We start from the raw sequence: 19,005 nt of genomic DNA on the forward strand, positions 1-19,005 counted from the left end.
TATCTCAATCCAGACTTACTGGCAAATTATCGATAAGACGCGTCTTGCCTAAAAAGCCAGCCGCCAGGATCACCAATTCAGTGTCTTCGTGACTGGGGTGCATCAGGGTCTCAGCGCACCGGATTTCAATGTAGTCGGTTTTAAAACCAGCATTATTTAAAAACAATGTATGCTCTTTTACCAACTGGCGAAAATCACGTCTGCCGGAAATAATCTGTTCCGATAAGGTTAAGAGCGCTGAATAGAGTTTCGGGGCTATACTGCGTTCTTTGTCGTTGAGATAACCATTGCGACTGCTCATGGCCAGGCCATCACTTTCTCTGACGGTTGCTACACCGTGAATGGTGAGGTTCATAGAAAGGTCCTGCACCATGGCTTTGATGACCTGCAATTGCTGAAAATCCTTCTCACCAAAAAAAGCGTGGTTAGGCTGCACCATATTAAACAATTTACATACGATGGTGGCTACGCCGCGAAAATGGCCTGGGCGACTGGCACCACAGATCATGTAAGAAATACCCGGCACTTCCACAAAGGTTTGCTGCTCCAGGCCTCTGGCGTAAATCGCTTCGGCGTCAGGCGTAAATAAACAATCGACTCCCAAGGCTTCAAGCTTAGCGCAGTCTTCTTCCATGGTTCTGGGGTAAGCATCCAGGTCTTCATTGGGGCCAAATTGCATCGGGTTAACGAAAATAGACACCACCACGATATCGCAGCTTTTTTTTGCTTCTCGCACTAGCTGCAAGTGGCCATCGTGCAAATTGCCCATGGTGGGTACAAAGCCAATAACCTTGCCTTCTAGTTGCCAGCTACGACGCTGCTCTCTTAATTTTACAATGTCGGCTATTTTTAGCATTTGCCCGCCCTTGTGAAAAAGTCGCTTGTGAAAAAATTGTCAGATTGATGAGCCATAGGCGTTAGTCCGCAAAACTGTGTGACTCATCCGGAAAGGCGCCGCTGTGAACTTCATCAATAAAGGCGCTAACTGCTTTTCGGATATCGCCGGTTTGGGCCAGGTAATTTTTAGAAAACTTCGGCATATAGTTGGCACTGATACCAAACATATCGTGCATTACTAACACCTGGCCATCAGTTTTGTTACCGGCACCAATACCGATAACCGGAATGGAAACCGCTTCAGTTATAGCTGCAGCCAAGTTAGTGGGTACACACTCAAGCACCAACATCTGAATACCAGCTCGCTCCAGTTGTTGTGCCTCGTTTATCATTTTTTGAGCTTTGTCCTGGTCCCGGCCTTGTACTTTAAAACCGCCAATGACATTCACCGATTGTGGTGTTAACCCCAGGTGTCCGCAAACAGGAATGCCCCTTTGTACCAAGCCTTCGATAGTTTCCAGAAGCCATTCCCCGCCTTCCAGTTTTACCATATTGGCCCCGGCAGCCATCAATTTTGCTGCGTTTTGGTAGGTTTGTTCTGGTGTCGCATAGGACATAAATGGCATATCTGCCACCACCAATGTCCGTGTTGTACCGTTACGTACCGAACGGGTGTGATAAGCGATATCATCAACACTCACAGGAAGCGTAGAATCCTCGCCCTGCAATACCATCCCCAAGGAATCCCCGATAAGCATCACATCAATACCCGCCTCGTCAAAAAGTTTGGCAAAACTGGCATCATAGGCAGTGAGTACGGTTATCTTTTGACGTTCCTGCTTCATTTTCAGTAATACTGAAGTGGTCACTTTTTTCATTACTATACTGCCCTTTTCAATTGTTCTGGGGCGTTGAATATTGCTAAATTCAAACGCCTGTTTCAAGCTGCACTATACGAAGAAATTTCATGATTTCAAGCAATCCTCAGATCACGAGCCGGGATCAACTCGGTTAAACCATTATCCGGCACCTGAGATATCAGGGTAGCTAACGGGGTCCCATCCGGCAAACAAAGCGTCGGGGCAATTTGATACATGGGATACAGCACGAACTCTCTGGCGTGAAAATGGTAATGAGGGACAGTTAATCGCTCCGAGTTGATAAGTTGGCTACCAAATAAAATGATATCCAGATCTAGCGTGCGCGGTCCCCAGCGCTCTTCTTTGCGCACCCGCCCTTGTTGTTGCTCTATGGCCTGAAGGGCATCTAATAATGATAGAGGGGCAAGTTCAGTGCGCAGTTCAGCGACCGCATTAACGTATTCCGGTTGCGCTTGCGGCCCGAGTGGCTTACTGCTGAATAAACTGGAGTGGCTGACAAGTTGCGTTTCAGGTAATGTCTGCAGTGATTTCAAGGCGCTTTTGAGCTGTGTTACGGGATCATTGAGGTTAGCGCCGAGCCCGATATAAACCGACTCAGTTATCACGGTTCTTGTTGTGGTAATGGCGTTTTCTGCGGGTGGGTTTGCCGTCTTTGCCGCGCAGATTTGCCAGCATTTTTTTGCGCTGCGCGGGGCCCGCTTCCTGGAATTCTGTCCACCACTGAGCAACTTCTGCTATCTCACCACCTTCCACTTCACCGCGTAACACCATAAAATCGTAGGCTGCGCGGAATCGGGCATGTTCAAGGGTTACCCATGCGCGTTTGCCGAAGCGTTTTGGCAAGCGGTGTTGCAATAACCAGATATCGCGGATCACGGTGGTAAAGCGCTTGGGGATCATGATGCGCTGCATTTGTCTGTGTAACACATCATTCATGGCCATAATAAAGGCATCGTGGCGATTAAAACCGCCCTCATTCACATGTTGCTGCTGACGTTCTTCTACGGCATACCACATCACAGCGGCATAAAAGAAGGCTGGTGTAACGCGTAAGCCCGAGTTGATACGATTGTCGGTATTGGTTAATACTTTTTGTAAGAACTGGTATTCCTTGCCTTGTGTGTTGTCCAATAAAGGCTGTACTTGCGGGAATAACTGACCGAACAAATGGTACTTCTGCATCAGCTCAAAGGTTTTAACCCCGGCGCCGTTGATGAACAACTTAATGACTTCTTCGAATAATCTAGCCGGCGCAACATTGTTTAATAGTTCTGCCAACTCCGGGATAGGCTGGGCTGCACGTTGCGTAATGTTGAAGTCCAGCTTAGCCGCGAAACGCACGGCTCGCAACATACGCACTGGATCTTCGCGATAGCGGGTCTCTGGGTCGCCAATCAACTCCAGCTCGCGTTTAGCAATCGCCCCTCGTCCGTTAGCAAAGTCGCGAATGCTATAATCAGCAATGTTGTAATACATGGCATTGACGGTGAAATCTCGGCGCTCTGCGTCTTCTTCAATCGTGCCAAAGACGTTATCACGCAGTAACTGACCTGCTTCGCTTTGCTTGCTGGTTTGCGCACTACCGGATTCATCAATTTGATGATGACCTCGGAAGGTTGCCACTTCAATGACTTCGCGACCAAACACAATATGCGCCAATCGAAAACGCCGCCCAATCAAGCGACAATTGCGGAACAAGGCCTTAATTTGTTCTGGTGTGGCGTCGGTTACCACATCGAAGTCTTTGGGATGCTGACCCAACAGCAGATCACGCACACAGCCTCCCACCAGATAAGCCTGGTGACCAGCACCGTGCAAGCGGTAAAGCACTTTTAAGGCATTCGGACTGATGTCTTCTCTTGAAACATTGTGCTCTGCACGCGGCACCAGCACAGCCTCAGAGGCCACTTGTTCGCCTGCTTCAGTTTCACCCTTTCCAGTGAACGCATTCCTTACTTTGTCAAAAACCCTGGAAATGATACGCCTGACTCCGAACTGTCGATGATTCCATAATTGATAGTGTAGGTAAAAATTGCCGAAAAAACTGCTTTTCGCGCACTTTTTCGGGCGCGGATTTTAAACCAATCCGCCGCTAATTTGAATAACTTTTCGTCAACACCAGTGCGCTGCCACCTTTTTTTCTGATACCTTAGCCAAATTGTAAACTTGCCAGTGTTCCACCGCCCATTGTAACAACTCGGAACAAGAGGCTCCATGTAACAGTGGTGGCACCTGTAGGCCCAAATAATCCAATGCTTGCAGCAGATTCTCTGCAGCGCGACTGTTATTCAGTTGTGGACTGTGATTTTGCTTACTGAGTTTTTTACCCGGCGCAGAGACGGCCAGTGGTACGTGCAAAAAGGACGGGGGGTGTTCACCAAGCAGCTCATACAATACCAACTGGCAAGCGCTGGGCAATAACAGATCCGCACCTCGCACCACCTGTGTTATTCCCTGATTTAAATCATCCAGCACGGCTACCAAATGATAACCCCAGATCCCATCGCGACGGCGCAATACAAAATCTTCATTGACGATAGCTTCAGGCGGCTGGATATCCCCGAGTAAAACATCCTGAAGCACCAAGGATTGGCCCGGATTTCTCAGCCGAATAGCACATTCCTCACCAGATAAATGTCGATTTCGACAAAATCCATCGTATTGAGACGCACGAGACTTGATGGCCTGACGAGTGCAATCACAAAAATAGCACTGCTGCCGCTGTTGTAACAGCTTTAAGTAGTGCTCATAGCGGTCATTCTGTTGGCTTTGATAATAGACTGCTTCATCCCACTTTAAACCATGGGCTTCCAGTGTCGCTAAAATCGCATCGGCAGCACCAGACTGGACACGCGGCGTATCTATATCATCAATACGCAACAGCCATTGCCCATGAGCTTGACGGGCCAACAAGTAACTGGCCAGCGCGGTTACCAGAGAGCCAAAATGCAAATTTCCACTGGGTGAAGGTGCAAACCGGCCTCGATAACCGGATACGGCTTCTTTGGGAGTGCGGTTTACCATGGTCAACGTGTAGCGTCATTCCGCCAGTTTGGATTGCAGTGGATTACCGGGCATAAAAAAAGCTGCAAAATGCAGCTTTTTCCTAACCTAATAATTGCTTCTCTTTGATTTCAGCCATGGTTTTGCAATCAATACACATATCTGCAGTTGGTCTGGCTTCGAGACGCTTAACACCAATCTCAATACCACACGAATCACAAAATCCGAAATCATCATCCTCAATACGCTTGAGGGTTTTTTCGATTTTTTTGATCAACTTACGTTCACGATCACGGGTGCGCAACTCTAAGCTAAACTCTTCTTCCTGAGCGGCACGGTCCACCGGATCGGGAAAGTTTGCAGCTTCGTCCTGCATATGGTGCACGGTACGATCAACTTCTTCGCGAAGCTGGTCGCGCCAGGCAGACAGAATCAACCGGAAATGCTCCAGTTGGCTGTCGTTCATATATTCTTCGCCGTCTTTCTCTTGGTAAGGCTCCAAGCCAGCCAGCGCCAAAAGCCCTAACGTTTTACCATCTTTACCTGTCGGCATAGGTCAATTCTCCTAAACGACTATGAGACCTGCTAAAAAGGGTCGCTATCTTATACAAAAATCTACAACAAGAGCAATATTTGATGTCCGTTACCCACAACAATCACAAAAGCAGGCCGTTGCCGGGAATACAAGTCAGCGATTACTATTACTCTAACAAAGCAGATTGACACAATTTTTATCGCTCGGCAAATATGGCGATAATTTAAAACTTTTCAAGCAAAATCTTTATTTTTGTAAAAAAATTGTGAGTTATACATCGTAAGTAAAGGGTAACTGACGATTGAGCAATATCTCTTTTTCTGTGATGTCACAGCCATAGGCGAATACTTTAACCCCGGCTTTTATTGCTCTGCGCATTAATTCAAAATACTCCGGATCCAATTTTTTAGCGATGGCCACACGCTTGATGCCAGTGTGTTGTACACAAAATAAAATACCTGCATTGTTGCCTTGCAACGCCATAGATGTCAGCTCCCGCAGGTGTTTTTGCCCCCGAGTCGTCACCGTATCAGGAAACATGCCCAATCCGTTTTGTGCCAGCGTCACAGATTTAACTTCCAGATACATTTGGGCGTGCTCGCTGTTAGACAACAGAAAATCTACTTTGCTGTTTTCGTTGCCAAATTTGACTTCCCGGCGATATTGCCGGAACGCCGAAAACTCCCCCAGGCGACGTTGACACAATGCTTCGTACACCAGCTTGTTAGCATTGTGGGTATTGATACCGATGAGATTATGATCGTGGTCAACCGCAATTTCCCAGGTGTACTTAAGCTTGCGTTTTGGATCGTTATTGCTGCTGAGCCAAACTTTAAAGCCCGGTTCAGCACAACCTGTCATAGCACCGGTATTGGGGCAGTGGGCCGTGACTATGGAGCCATTTTCCAATGCCACATCGGCAAGGAATCGCTTGTAGCGTTTTACCAAGGTGCCACAAATTAAATTATTCGAAAATCGCATCGGCCAGCTACGTGTGAGAGGACATTTAAACTAAGCGCTGATTGTGTCAAACTTCTCTGGTATCACCAAATTTTTCTAAGGAATGTTCAATGGTTGACCGCCCTAACGACACAACACTCTCCATTTTTATCAGTAACTCACCTGCACCCGCACCATGGAATGCCAATGGCCCCCTTTCCATCGGGTCCGATGGTGCCACTATTCACCTCCCGGACGATGCCAGCGAACAGCTCCGGGCAATCAAGCAAGCGGCGCGCAAGCTGTCCTCTCTAACCCGTTCTGCCAGCTTGCAAGGCGACTGGAATACCGAACAAAGTTTTGCTTTTTGCACGGCCTTCAATGATGCCCGACAAACTTATAGTGTCCAGGTTGCAGAGCAGGATGTGCAGTTGAAAAATGCCTTGGCGGCCCACGCGTTTACTGTGGAATTGATTAACGACACACCACAAAATGTTTCACCCGAAGCGCTGGCTAAGCGCGCAGCTAATTGGTTAACAGAGCTTTGTCCAGAGCATGTTAGCTTCACCACTATCACTGGTGAAGAATTGCAAGAAGCGGGCTGGAATGGGGTATACGAAGTAGGCAGAGGCAGCGACCGTCCTCCAGTATTATTAGATTTAGATTACAATCCAACCGGCAATCCCGATGCCCCTGTTAATACAGTGCTCGTGGGCAAAGGTATTACGTTTGACAGTGGTGGTTACAGCATTAAACCCAGCGAAGGCATGTTAGCAATGAAATGCGATATGGGTGGTGCCGCAACGGTGACAGGAGCTTTGGGTCTGGCCATCATGAATGGTTTGACTGAGCGCACCCGTTTAATTCTGTGTTGTGCTGAAAACCTGATCAGCGGCCATGCCTACAAGCTTGGCGACATTATTACTTATAAAAACGGCTTAACGGTAGAAGTGGTGAATACTGACGCTGAGGGCCGCCTGGTGCTGGCAGATGGCTTGTTAAAGGCCAGCGAATATCAGCCCAAACGCATTATTGATGCCGCCACATTAACGGGTGCTGCCCATGTTGCCGTGGGTAATCACTACAATGCCATTTTCAGCCGTGATAAAGCCCTGCGGGAACTTACCATGGATGTCGCTGAGCAAGTCAATGAGCCCGCCTGGCCTCTGCCACTGGAAGCATTTCACCAACACAATTGCCCTTCACCTTACGCCGATACGGCCAACAGCCGTCCGCAAAAAGGTGGTGGTGCCGGTGGTGCCAGTAATGCCGCTGGATTTCTAAGTCGTTTTGTACCTGATGAGGGCAAAGGTTGGTTGCATGTGGATTTGGCCGCTGCGTTTAACGGCAGTGCAACGGATACACAACCTGCGGGAGCAACTGCTCAAGGTATTAGAATGTTAGCCAGTTTATTGGACTAATTCGTTTCTAAGTGGGATAAAAATCAACAGGGCACCTTTTGGGTGCCCTTTAACGATAAACCGATCAGATTTGCTTTTGGGTAACTTAAATGCCGCCTAAACGCTCAGCTAATTCTTTGTATTTTTCAACGTCGGTGCGATCGAACAATGGCGCGCCAGCCGCATCTTTCTCTTTCGCATTTAACAAATGCTCTCTTTCCAGGCGTTGTACTCTTACATCTTGAATGCCCAGATATTCTGCGACTTCTGCGACTGTCATTAAGCTCATTGATTTACTCCTCCTGATTATTATTGGCTGTTTTTCAGGAATTTAAAGGTTACACATATACTCAGACCTATGTCGATAAAGGCCTGAGATTTCAGAATTCATTTAACATGAAATTTAATAGATAGCACAGATTTCGCGATTAGGTAAACCCGAGAAGGACTTTTGTTCCGTTTCGGGATTGTGCGGGGAATTAATTCAAGGCAAACTAGCCTGCAAAAATTTTAGAGATACATTTTGGCCAAATTAACAATTTTTCAGCAAGTACGCGAATTCAATGACTGGCGAGCCAGTGCCTTTGCCTTAACCTTGTTGGAAAGAATGTATCCAAACTATCACCTGTTTTGTGAACTCACTGAATTTTACGACCCTGCACTAATGCGCAACACTCTGAACACCTTGTGGGAATGGGTGGGTACGCCAAAAACCAAAATCAACTACGAGTCACAACGCCTTAAATTGGACGAAGGCACACCTGATATCAGTCAGTTTGACAATTATGGTGTCTATCCAGCCCTGGATTTCGCCGTCTCTTTGGATTCGGTTCTCAATTTGATTTCCGGTGAAGATGCACAGGGCGCCGTAGTAGTAAGTAAAGTATCTCAAGGCTGTGTAGAGGCCTACATCGAAGCATCGGAAGGCGAACAGGAAGATATTAAACAGCATCCGTTGATGGCATGGGAGATCGAGTTTCAGTCAGAGTTGATTAGCTTTCTACAGGGTAATATCAAACGCGACAAAGAGCTGGTAAAACAGCTAAAAAGCATGGCCACAGCAGAAGGCATTAGCAATATCGGTCTGGAGATAGCTTAGGCTGCAAAAGGCCAATTTCGCCATCTAAAGCACAAAGTTATTCAGCAGAATAATACCCCATGTCAGGGTAAGTAATACCAGCACAAAAAACACCGCAGCAGAGCCAATATCTTTTGCCTGTTTAGACAAAGGGTGTAAAGAAGTACTGATCCTGTCCACCGTGGCCTCGATGGCACTATTCAGCAGCTCCACAATTACCAGTAGAAATACCGGAAAAATCAGCAGCAGTAGTTGCTCTACCGAGTTACTGACAAAAAATGCCAGCGGACACATCACCAGCGCCAGAGACAATTCCTGACGAAATGCTGACTCGTGCTGCCATGCTAGCGTGATGCCATCCATTGAGCACTTAGTCGCCTTAAAAAGACGGGAAATACCGGTACCATTCGGTTTGTTGTGCATTTTGTTGGTTTCTTAATTTTGGGCCTGAAATTGCACCAGTAGTGAACATACCTGACGAGTACTTTTACGTTTTATTTCCACTAGCTTTGGTGGCAAAGGCCAATCCAGTTCAATTTCATGCTCGATGTAAAGCAATGCGCCATCTTGCAACAAATTTTGACTAAGTAAAGTGTCTATCACGGGTTGTAACAGATTCTTCTTAAAAGGCGGATCGATAAACACCAGGTTATAGGATTCCCGGCACTGTTTTAACCATGCCACGGCATCTTGATTAACTACTGTTAACTCACTATCGCTGGCTTGTAACAAGGCTTTGATCCTATTCAGAGCGGCTGCAATGTCTTTTTGCTTTTCAATCAGGGTGACAGATTTGGCATAACGGGATAATGCCTCCAGCCCAAGTGAGCCAGAACCTGCGAACACATCCAGGCACTGAGCATCCACCACATCTTGCATCAACCAATTAAACAGGGTTTCTTTGGTTCGATCTGTGGTGGGCCGTAAACCCTCACTATCGATCACCGGTAGCTTTCTACCACGCCATTTACCGGAAATAATCCGTATAAACCCGGAGGATTTAGATGAGGCTGATTTTTTCGCGCGCATTGAAGGCTGGCTCCCCTGTGATATCATCTCGCGTTAGAATAAGAAATAGTCTGAAATTGGCTTTTTCGGACCCGTTTCGCCAGTTTAGCAAAATCCCTAATCAGGATCTGCACAACCGTAACTGACTCATGTTTAGCGCAATAGATTCAGAATATCTGAAACATCAGGAATTAGATTAACGATGTCAAAATTTTTCGATTGGTTTAACAAAGATAAAAACCAGCAGGCTGACCCGTCACAAGAAAATACAGAACAGGCAGAAAAGCCACAACAACAGCCAGAGACACAAAACAAGGCTGTATCAGCCCCTGTACCAGTTCAAGAAGTACAGCCAGAGACTCAAGAAGAAACAATATCTGAAACAAACAGTCATACTGAGGAAATAGAGGAAGAGCAACCTCAGGAAAACTTCTTTACTCGGCTTAAAAAGGGCCTGGCCAAAACGGGTGATAGCATCGGTTCCGGCATGGCGAATCTTTTTCTCGGTAAAAACATTGATGATGATCTGTTTGAGGAATTAGAAACTCAGCTGTTAACAGCAGACTTGGGAGTGGAAACCACCACAAAAATTATTGACGAATTAACCGATATAGCGAGCCGCAGTCAGCTTAAAAATGCCGATGAGCTATATCCTGTTCTGAAAAATCACATGCGTGACATGCTCTCCTCGGTGAGCGCCCCCCTTGAGATAGACGGTAGCAAATCACCTTATGTTATCTTAATGGTTGGTGTTAATGGCGTGGGTAAAACCACCACTATCGGCAAACTAGCAAAACAATTAAAAAGCCAAGGCAAATCTGTAATGCTGGCCGCTGGAGATACCTTTCGGGCTGCAGCCGTAGAACAACTACAGGTATGGGGTGAGCGCAACGACATTGCGGTTATTGCCCAGCATACCGGTGCCGACAGTGCATCGGTATTATTTGATGCATTGCAATCAGCCAAAGCGCGTAATGCCGACGTCCTCATCGCGGATACCGCCGGACGCTTGCAAAACAAAGACAACCTGATGGAAGAGCTTAAAAAAGTAGTTCGGGTAATGAAAAAACTGGACCCTGAAGCCCCCCATGAAGTGATGTTAACCCTTGACGCCGGTACAGGCCAAAATGCTGTTAGCCAGATGAACCTGTTCAGTGAAGCAGTGGGGATAACAGGGCTCACACTCACCAAATTAGACGGCACCGCCAAAGGTGGCGTTATCTTTGCGCTGGCGGATAAATTCCAGACACCGGTGCGTTTTATCGGCGTCGGCGAAGGCATAGATGATTTACAGACATTTGACGCCAATACCTTTGTTGACGCATTATTCCAACAACAAAAATAATAAGATCCGCTAGCAGAATGATCAGATTTGAAGAAGTCAGTAAAACCTACCCGGGTGGTCAGCTTGCCTTGAGCAAGGTGGACTTCCACGTGGCCCCCGGCGAAATGGTGTTTCTGACAGGTCACTCTGGTGCCGGAAAAAGCACCCTTCTAAAGCTCATCAGCCTCATGGAGCGCCCCAGCGTTGGCAAGGTCTACATCAATGGCCATGATCTCAGTCGCATCACCCGCCGCGACGTCGCTTATGTACGACGTGATATCGGCATGATCTTCCAAAACCATCAACTGTTGATGGACAAAACCGTATTCGACAATGTTGCCCTGCCTTTGGTGATTGAAGGATACTCCCGCAAGCAAATTTATGCGCGGGTACATGCGGCTTTGGATCGCGTTGGACTACTGCACAAACAGCACAATCCACCAGCAACCCTTTCAGGTGGTGAACAACAACGTGTTGGCATCGCTCGTGCGGTAGTTAATCGCCCGCCTATTATTTTGGCGGACGAACCCACTGGTAACCTGGATCCAGCCTTATCTCTGGAAATCATTCGCTTGTTTGAAGCCTTCAACAAAGCCGGGGCTTCGGTGTTTATCGCCACTCACGATCTAGGCTTGATTGCCCGCATGCATTATCGCACCCTGACCCTAAAATCCGGACAAATGATTAACGACGGCCTAACCGAATCCGGGGCTGAGCTATGAGTTTGTTATTTAAAAGCCGCCAAAGCGGAGCACAACAGCATCAGATCACCTTTATCCAAAGGGTGGTAATGTTTTTCACCAGTCACTTTCGGCAATGCATTGCCAGTTTTGGTGAAATTATTCGTACGCCGTTGGCCTCAGTAATGACCATTGCCGTGCTTGGCTTGAGTATTACCCTGCCCGGCACGCTCTATGTGCTGGTAAAAAACCTCAATAACATCAGCGCCGATACACAACAGGCGGCAGAGATTTCCGTATTTCTGAAAAAACAAGCCAGCGATGCAGACATTCAGCAACTCATCAAGCGAGTCCGAACCTGGCCTGAAATCGAAAGTTTAACCTTTGTTTCCGCCGACGATGCCTTGGAAGAGTTTCGCAATTTGTCGGGGTTTGGCGATGCTGTAGATTACCTGGACAGCAATCCATTGCCTGATGTGCTGCTGGTTTACCCTGCCGACAAACACGGTGCTCCCGGCAGCGCTAAGGCCTTACTAGATAAGCTATTACAAGAACGCGAAGTGGAATCCGGCAAGCTAGATATTGAGTGGTTGGAGCGGTTGCACGCCATTTTGGCCATCGCTAATGAGTTGGTATCTATGATCGCCGTGCTGTTATTCATTGCCGTCATCCTGATTGTGGGTAACACCATCCGCTTAAACATTTTTAATAAACGCAGTGAAATCTTGATCATGAAATTGGTGGGAGCCACCGACAGCTTTATCCAGCGACCATTTCTGTACACGGGTTTTTGGTACGGTTTTTTGGGCGGGATCATGGCGTGGATCACTATTGCCCTGCTGCTATGGTGGATGTCATCTAACATCGAAGACATTTTGTCTTTGTACAATCAGGATTTTGCCCTTGCGGGAATGGGCTTTAGTACCTTGATAAGTATGCTGGGCATCTCCGTATTTATGGGGCTGGCAGGCTCGGCCATTTCCGTATCCCGTTACGTTCGGCAAATTGAACCGCAATAATATCAGCTCTTATCCGATACTCTGGCGCATGGCATTACTCCACACAACCGCTTGATTATAAATGCCGTGCAATACCTTTTGTTCCACCTTTAATGATTGGGACAATTTTCGGGTGCGCCCCCAATTGGCAGACTCAAAGGTTTTTGCCAGTTCCAGATAAAACAATAAATTGTTTCTCTCACCACACAAGGCGGCTTTGAGATCGTCGGACAGCGGTAGATTTTGCATAAGATTAGTCATCTCGCGATCCAGCATGGCATCAATCAAAGAAAACAAGCCCACCAAAAAGCCCTTAGGTGGATTTTCCGGATCATGGCGATGAGCTGCCAATAATTCACAGAATTTTGCTCTGACTAACGACACTTGCAACAATTCCATCGGCTTAGCATCTCCCAGGTTTGCTAATGCTAATAACGCAATAAATTTCTTAAGCTCCACTTCTCCCATGTAATTAAGCGCATGGCGCAAAGAGGAGATCTTATGGCGTTTGTTGATGGTAGGATTGTTAATAAAACGCAATAACATATATGACAGGGCAACATCTCGCTCAATAATGTCGTTGATGCGGTCAAAATTCATTTCTGATTTGGCGCTTTCACCGATGAGTTCCAGTAGAGACAGTTTGTTGTTAGGAATGTTCTTCTGTTTGATTACTTCCGGTCTGGCATAAAAGTAACCCTGAAAGTAATGACAACCTAAATCTCTATAGAGCTCATATTCTTCGTAGGTTTCAACTTTTTCTGCAATTAGCTTAACCTTGGCATCGAGGAATTTAGGGACGTGCTTTTTGATAGTTTCGTAGTCGCTTTCGCGTATATCGACTTTGATAATATCAATGTAAGGTAAGAACACATCCCACTTTGGATCAAAGTCGTGATCGTCTAACGCCAGGCGATAGCCCAGCTGTTTGATGTGTTTACAAGCGGCTAATAATTCTTTGCTAATGGGGGCAGTTTCAACAATTTCGATAACCACAGCCATTGGATCAAGGGAAGTGGGAAAACGATATAACAAGGTATCTTCGTAGAAATTAATGAAAGATAACTTACCGCCAGTGATTTCATCTAATCCCAAGGTTAAATGATTACTAGCTAAGATTTTAGAAGTGGCTTCGTCAGGGGCAACATTGGGGAAACAGTTCTGTTTCCCATCGCGAAATAACAGCTCATAACCCAGTACGTTTTTATCTCGGTCTAATATGGCCTGTCGAGCTACATACGCAAACATCTATCTACCTCTTAGTTAGCAATCGCTCTCTAATCAACGTCGACTCCATCGTTTCTGTGTCGGGAATACGGTCCTGATTTAAAAAACTGTTACATTTCAAAGGCAGTTTTCATTCCCGTGACACGAAACAAAAATAAACTTTAGCAGGTCTGACATGGTAACAACAAATATAAATCTATCCGTTTCGGTTAAAACAACAGCAATTGAACTATTTCTCACTATATACGTACGTTAACTAGTTGGTTAACTCTGGCGATCAGCGCCTTGCTGTGCTAGCATCCGAGCGGCAAAAATTGAAGAGGTAATTATGAGCACAAAATTACAGTCCATGGCTTTAAGCATTCCACAAAGCGGAAGTCTGGATTCGTACATTCAGTATGTGAGTGGCATTAACATGCTATCCGCTGAAGAGGAACGTGCGTTAGCGACTCGCTTAAGAGAAGATGAAGACTTGGAATCAGCACGAAAGCTGATCATGTCGCACCTGCGATTCGTGGTGCATATCGCTAAGTCTTACTCAGGTTATGGCTTACCTCAAGCCGACCTGATCCAGGAAGGCAACATCGGTTTGATGAAAGCCGTAAAACGCTTCGACCCCACCATGGGCGTGCGCCTTGTGTCATTTGCCGTACACTGGATTAAAGCTGAAATTCACGAATTTGTGCTGCGTAACTGGCGTATCGTAAAAGTGGCGACCACAAAAGCACAGCGCAAACTGTTCTTTAATCTGCGCAAAGCCAAAAAACGTCTGGGTTGGTTTACCCACGAAGAAGTGCAAACCGTTGCCAACGAGCTTGGTGTGAGTACCAAAGAGGTATTGCAGATGGAAGCACGCATGAGCAGCCAGGACCAGGCATTTGACCTTTCTGCTGATGATGATGAAAGTGGTAGTTTCGCCCCGGTACAATACCTGGAAGACAAAAGCGAAGACGTAGAATCTGCTGTCATCAATGCCGATTGGGACCAAAACGCGTCAGCGCGTTTGTATTCAGCGATTAAAACGCTGGATGAGCGTAGCCAACACATTTTGCAGACTCGCTGGTTATCTGATGAAAAAACCACATTGCAAGACCTGGCAGACAAATACAATGTTTCTGCCGAGCGTGTGCGTCAGATTGAGAAAAATGCCATGAAGAAACTACAAAATGCCATGAGCTAGTCTTCATTAACTCGAAGTTCTAAAAAAAGCCGCTGCAAAGCGGCTTTTTTGTGTCTGAGATATCAGCTATCTCCTTTTTCATCCAACTCAGCGGAGAAATCCATATCAGCCCGTTCTTTGAAATCGGCAAACAAACGATCCCGATAAGAACCATCAGGGGCATAAAAGTATTTGTTAGGTGCGGGCTCAACATCGCATAAATCAAAGCGCATTGCTTCCAACGCTTTAAAACCATCGACGCAATACAATTCTCCCCAACTGGTGTAATAAATCAGCTTCAATGTTTCACTTTCGGGTTTATGACGCCGGCTCTCAAAATTAACCACGGCCAGACAGTTGGTGATCCTGAAAGGCACAAGCAAGGCATTGCGTTTAATGTCTGAAATACGTACCGGTGGAAAAAGGTTTTCAAAAACTTTGGTGAGATCCAGCAGGTCTATTTCAGTAACGGGCTCCGCATGATAAGAGAGCATGATTTTAGTCTCGCTATCCATCACTCCGTTAAATACTGCCCACAATACAATTTCGATGGGATTCCAGGCGCTTTTCATCAGCACCTTGCCCAACGCAGAATCATTCCAGTCGATTTGATTACCCCGATACAAAGACCAACGCCGGCGATTATTACTTTGCGGTTCGGCTTTTATGGTAACTATTTTGCAATACGCACCTTCTTCAAACGCATTGCGCATATAATCGATTTTGTTTTCTTTTTTGGAATAGAAGGAGTCTATCTTGCGCCCGATAACGGTCACATCTTCCTTACTTACCATTTGTTTATGATCAGCAATTTGTACTGAAATACGACGATAACAGCCAATCAAAAAAGCGTGAATGCGTTTACCAATTTGGGACAACTCTTTGAAGTCCCAATATTTAATTCGGTCGATTTTTTTAACCTTGTCTCGCGACCAACCCCACTTTTCCACATAAGCCATGATGATTTTGCGCTTGAAGTGAAAAGCAGATTCATCCGCTGGCAAGCTCAGGCCACAATCGCTTTTGAGATACAAACACAGCTGTAAAAGCTCTACCGTGTCTGTCTCACCCGCCTTTTGATAATGCTCAATAATGTGATCAAACATAATGCCATAGGGATCGATAAACTCCTGTCCCCCTTCCGCTTTAGTACCGTTGTGCACTGCGGTTCGCAATAAACTGCACAGGGGTTGATGGGAGTCGATATTGGCTAAAAACACTTCCAACTTGGCCATTTTCAATACTGACTTAAACGGCGAGTCCATGGCCTTACTGATTTGCCAGATGGCAGCGCCAAATAATTCAGCGGGATCCATGCGCTCGATATTGCCTAAATCCATAAACCATTTGGGTTCAGGAGAAACGCCGGCTTTCAAAGAAGATTGCAACTGCTGGTATTGCTGATCAGTTGCGCCCTCATGCAATAACCACCAAAACGGCGCTTTACCCGCAACCACAATATTGGTGGTATAAAATTCTGCTTTTAAGAAAACAGCTTGAGCGCTGCCCGAACTTTCACCGTCGGCGACCCCAAAGTCATTGGCACGCACCTTTTCGATATCCGACAAGAAGAAGTGCACTTCCATGCCAAATTGTTTCTCAGCCCATTGCTCAATCTGATGCAGCTTTTTTTGTAACAAGCGAAAATGTGCCTGTTTATAGCGAGTACCATCCACACAAACCCAGTAGTCGAAATCAGAATGTTCTGATTGTGCGATAGTGCCAATACTGCCCATCAACACCAGTGATTCCATCATACGTCGCTTGGGCCAGATGGGCTTCATATCACCAATAAGCGCTTGCTGCTGGGGGAAAACCCGGTGCAATGCCTCAGTGAGTTCATCTCGCAGCGAATAATTAATCAGGCCTATCGGGGTTTTAGGATCATCCACGAAGCCCGGAAAACTCTGATGATTAACGTGTAAAAGAAATGGAATAATATGGAAGGCGTCGCGCTTTTCAGGCGACATCAATTCCAGCGCCCGTTCGGTTCTGGCTTTATTATATCTGAGCACCCGCAGCAATCGGATGGTCAAATTTTGTTGCAGATTAGTACCCATATCAGCCGCTTATTTGATGTCACTGATGATGACAACGTTCTGATTTTCCAAAGCAAATCAATAATTGACGTAAATAAGAACAATATTAGGCTAACATTTCTCAGGATGCGAACCTCAATTACCTAAACAGGTTCACAATTGCTGCATATAGCGCAGCTTATTCGGTAACAGGCAACACCCAATAAACGCCGTAAAACTCAGCCACTGCTATGTCGCCATCCTGGATATTCACCTGCAGCTCCAAACGACACTTTTTCTTGCGCTCGATGTAATGGAACTTACCAGACATGGTTTCGATGTTACAAATGGCACGCGGCTCGGCAGTGACAGGCTTGTGATAGTGCACGTTGCCATCCCCTAACACAATATCCCCCTGTAACCCCCGCTCTTTGAGCTGCAAAAATATCATGCCCCAGCCAGTCAAGGTTGCCAGGGAAAAGATACTGCCAGCGAACATAGTGCCATGCAGATTAATGTTCTTATTAAGCGACGCCCGTGCTTCCAACGTCTTACCCGTGTATTGATGCAGGGTAATGCCCATTTGTTCTGAAATAGGAATAGTCTCATGCCAGGTGGATTGCAGTTCAGCACACCATTTAGGGTGCAAGCGAACTGTAGACTGCACATCCAACTTCTTAACCATGTGCTGTCGTTTTTGCTTACCCAGTGCTTCAGGCGTATCCTCGATGTGATATCCAGCTGAGGTAAAAAAGGCAACGGAAGTATCCAGGCTATTCGTTACGGCTCGCAAAGCCCCTTGTTTTTTCGCCTCTTCTTCCAGGGCACTTAATATCAAGCTACCCAAGCCTTTTTTGCGATGCTTGGCCGACACCGCAATATGTCTAATTTGCGCTTCTTCCTGCACGTTCAAGTGCACCCGTCCCACCGCCACAATATCGCCGTTTGGAGATAACAACATACGGTGTTCAGCAACCCCTTCGTATTCGTCTTTTTCAGAACCCGGAGGAAAATTAAATGGCTCCCGCAAGACTTGCCAGCGAAACAAAAAATAGGCTTCCATTTCTTCGGGTGTCACTGGCGTGCTAATTCGATACATTCATTTAACCTTGTTAGTTATTTACATTAAACTTACAGTTCAGTTGCTTTGCACTTTTACAGGAATCAGTGCGCTGTTTCATTTAAACGATTTACAATACGACTCACGTATTTTGCATTTTGAGCGAGTTGGGTCAACTTCGCTATCAATTTCTGAAAATCCAGAATTTCGTTGGTTGAGTATTGACGATGCCGTGCAATCGGTGATGGATGTGCGTATGCCATGGCAACCGGTTTTGCCCCATTTAAGCGCCCTGTTATTGTGCTTTTATTACCTACCAAACCCGAGACAAATACTAGAGTTGGGTTTAGGTGGTGGTAGTTTGCAACGCTTTATCCGTTATCATTTTCCAAATTCAAATCTGCTGTCGGTTGAATATTCCAGTCAGATCATCGCTTTATTCAGACAGTGGTTTAATCAGGGATATGAGGATTATCAAATACTTCATCAGGATGCTCGTTACGCCATTAAAGAAGCGTCATCACAAGATCTAGTCTTTATCGATTTATTTGCTAAAAAAGGCACACCCGATTTTATCTTCACCGAAGAGTTTTACGTGGATTGCGCACGGGCGCTGAATCCTGAAGGGCTGTTAGCCATTAATCTGATCAGCGGCTCCTATTTGCAATCTGAGCTGGTATTCGACATTTTGCGCGCCCTCAAACTTAATTTTCGGGTTTTCTCGGTACCGGGCTATCAAAATAAAATCGTATTTGCTTCCCACAGTGCATTACCTGCTATCCGATATGATGACAACCTGGAGCACCTTGCAAAGCGCTATGGCCTGAACCTTAATGCTGTAGTAGCCATAAGCTAACA

19 protein-coding genes and 1 pseudogene are annotated in these 19,005 nt (G+C 46.2%); 7 read left to right on the forward strand and 13 right to left on the reverse strand.

Annotated elements, in window-relative coordinates:
• Positions 1 to 4: 4 nt before the first annotated feature.
• The 7 genes from panC to sfsA all read right to left on the reverse strand — a co-directional run bounded on the left by panC (position 5) and on the right by sfsA (position 6,237).
• Positions 5 to 856 (reverse strand): pantoate--beta-alanine ligase, encoded by an 852-nt coding sequence (gene panC / locus ACXAGP_RS05335; protein ID WP_475260011.1) that lies wholly within the window; start codon positions 854 to 856, stop codon positions 5 to 7.
• A gap of 61 nt (positions 857 to 917) precedes the next feature.
• Positions 918 to 1,715: a 3-methyl-2-oxobutanoate hydroxymethyltransferase gene (gene panB, locus ACXAGP_RS05340; protein ID WP_475260012.1), complete on the reverse strand. Its 798-nt coding sequence runs from the start codon at positions 1,713 to 1,715 to the stop codon at positions 918 to 920.
• Between the two features lie 95 nt (positions 1,716 to 1,810).
• A complete protein-coding gene (folK, locus tag ACXAGP_RS05345) occupies positions 1,811 to 2,323 on the reverse strand; it encodes a 2-amino-4-hydroxy-6-hydroxymethyldihydropteridine diphosphokinase (RefSeq protein WP_475260013.1) in 513 nt (170 codons plus the stop codon).
• Positions 2,313 to 3,605: a polynucleotide adenylyltransferase PcnB gene (gene pcnB, locus ACXAGP_RS05350; RefSeq protein WP_475260249.1), complete on the reverse strand. Its 1,293-nt coding sequence runs from the start codon at positions 3,603 to 3,605 to the stop codon at positions 2,313 to 2,315. The genes folK and pcnB overlap by 11 nt, the downstream gene beginning before the upstream one ends.
• Before the next feature lie 225 nt (positions 3,606 to 3,830).
• A complete protein-coding gene (gluQRS, locus tag ACXAGP_RS05355) occupies positions 3,831 to 4,742 on the reverse strand; it encodes a tRNA glutamyl-Q(34) synthetase GluQRS (RefSeq protein WP_475260250.1) in 912 nt (303 codons plus the stop codon).
• Between the two features lie 82 nt (positions 4,743 to 4,824).
• Positions 4,825 to 5,274 (reverse strand): RNA polymerase-binding protein DksA, encoded by a 450-nt coding sequence (gene dksA / locus ACXAGP_RS05360; RefSeq protein ID WP_338290518.1) that lies wholly within the window; start codon positions 5,272 to 5,274, stop codon positions 4,825 to 4,827.
• Positions 5,275 to 5,526: 252 nt separating this feature from the next.
• A complete protein-coding gene (gene sfsA, locus ACXAGP_RS05365; protein WP_475260014.1) occupies positions 5,527 to 6,237 on the reverse strand; it encodes a DNA/RNA nuclease SfsA in 711 nt (236 codons plus the stop codon).
• 89 nt (positions 6,238 to 6,326) lie between these two features.
• Between sfsA and pepB the strand changes: the two genes are divergently transcribed.
• Positions 6,327 to 7,616 carry an aminopeptidase PepB gene (gene pepB, locus ACXAGP_RS05370; protein WP_475260015.1) on the forward strand — a complete coding sequence of 430 codons (1,290 nt, stop codon included), beginning with the start codon at positions 6,327 to 6,329 and terminating at the stop codon, positions 7,614 to 7,616.
• Between the two features lie 85 nt (positions 7,617 to 7,701).
• Here the strand turns inward: pepB and ACXAGP_RS05375 are convergent, their stop codons facing one another.
• On the reverse strand, positions 7,702 to 7,884 hold the full coding sequence (locus ACXAGP_RS05375) for a MerR family transcriptional regulator (RefSeq protein WP_475260016.1): 183 nt from the start codon (positions 7,882 to 7,884) through the stop codon (positions 7,702 to 7,704).
• Positions 7,885 to 8,118: 234 nt separating this feature from the next.
• On the opposite strand from ACXAGP_RS05375, the gene ACXAGP_RS05380 reads away from it, so the two are divergent.
• Positions 8,119 to 8,694 carry a YjaG family protein gene (locus tag ACXAGP_RS05380; RefSeq protein ID WP_475260017.1) on the forward strand — a complete coding sequence of 192 codons (576 nt, stop codon included), beginning with the start codon at positions 8,119 to 8,121 and terminating at the stop codon, positions 8,692 to 8,694.
• A gap of 24 nt (positions 8,695 to 8,718) precedes the next feature.
• On the opposite strand, the gene ACXAGP_RS05385 is transcribed toward ACXAGP_RS05380, so the two are convergent.
• Complete coding sequence (locus ACXAGP_RS05385; protein ID WP_475260018.1) at positions 8,719 to 9,096, reverse strand: diacylglycerol kinase; 378 nt, start codon at positions 9,094 to 9,096, stop codon at positions 8,719 to 8,721.
• A 12-nt stretch (positions 9,097 to 9,108) separates the two neighbouring features.
• Positions 9,109 to 9,702 (reverse strand): 16S rRNA (guanine(966)-N(2))-methyltransferase RsmD, encoded by a 594-nt coding sequence (gene rsmD / locus ACXAGP_RS05390; RefSeq protein ID WP_475260019.1) that lies wholly within the window; start codon positions 9,700 to 9,702, stop codon positions 9,109 to 9,111.
• Positions 9,703 to 9,916: 214 nt separating this feature from the next.
• Between rsmD and ftsY the strand changes: the two are divergent.
• The 3 genes and pseudogenes from ftsY to ftsX form a co-directional block, all read left to right on the forward strand.
• A pseudogene (gene ftsY, locus ACXAGP_RS05395) lies at positions 9,917 to 11,026 on the forward strand (signal recognition particle-docking protein FtsY); the annotation flags it as partial.
• 17 nt (positions 11,027 to 11,043) lie between these two features.
• A complete protein-coding gene (ftsE, locus tag ACXAGP_RS05400) occupies positions 11,044 to 11,727 on the forward strand; it encodes a cell division ATP-binding protein FtsE (RefSeq protein WP_338290509.1) in 684 nt (227 codons plus the stop codon).
• Positions 11,724 to 12,704 (forward strand): permease-like cell division protein FtsX, encoded by a 981-nt coding sequence (gene ftsX / locus ACXAGP_RS05405; protein WP_475260020.1) that lies wholly within the window; start codon positions 11,724 to 11,726, stop codon positions 12,702 to 12,704. Before ftsE ends, ftsX begins: the two co-directional genes overlap by 4 nt.
• 9 nt (positions 12,705 to 12,713) lie before the next feature.
• Here the strand turns inward: ftsX and ACXAGP_RS05410 are convergent, their stop codons facing one another.
• Entirely contained in the window at positions 12,714 to 13,931 is a 1,218-nt protein-coding gene (locus ACXAGP_RS05410) for an EAL and HDOD domain-containing protein (protein WP_475260021.1), read from the reverse strand.
• 307 nt (positions 13,932 to 14,238) lie between these two features.
• On the opposite strand from ACXAGP_RS05410, the gene rpoH reads away from it, so the two are divergent.
• Positions 14,239 to 15,090, forward strand: coding sequence for an RNA polymerase sigma factor RpoH (rpoH, locus tag ACXAGP_RS05415; RefSeq protein ID WP_475260022.1), 852 nt, complete (start codon positions 14,239 to 14,241; stop codon positions 15,088 to 15,090).
• 62 nt (positions 15,091 to 15,152) lie between these two features.
• Here rpoH and ACXAGP_RS05420 read toward each other — a convergent pair whose 3' ends face one another.
• Both ACXAGP_RS05420 and ACXAGP_RS05425 read right to left on the reverse strand, forming a co-directional pair.
• Positions 15,153 to 17,129 (reverse strand): class I adenylate cyclase, encoded by a 1,977-nt coding sequence (locus ACXAGP_RS05420; protein WP_475260023.1) that lies wholly within the window; start codon positions 17,127 to 17,129, stop codon positions 15,153 to 15,155.
• A 157-nt stretch (positions 17,130 to 17,286) separates the two neighbouring features.
• A complete protein-coding gene (locus ACXAGP_RS05425) occupies positions 17,287 to 18,186 on the reverse strand; it encodes a bifunctional GNAT family N-acetyltransferase/hotdog fold thioesterase (protein ID WP_475260025.1) in 900 nt (299 codons plus the stop codon).
• Here ACXAGP_RS05425 and ACXAGP_RS05430 point away from each other — a divergent pair.
• Positions 18,170 to 19,003 (forward strand): fused MFS/spermidine synthase, encoded by an 834-nt coding sequence (locus ACXAGP_RS05430; protein WP_475260027.1) that lies wholly within the window; start codon positions 18,170 to 18,172, stop codon positions 19,001 to 19,003. The two genes, ACXAGP_RS05425 and ACXAGP_RS05430, sit on opposite strands and share 17 nt — an antisense overlap.
• Positions 19,004 to 19,005 lie beyond the last annotated feature (2 nt).

The sequence above is a fragment of the Planctobacterium sp. AWM4_229 genome (assembly GCF_056160305.1).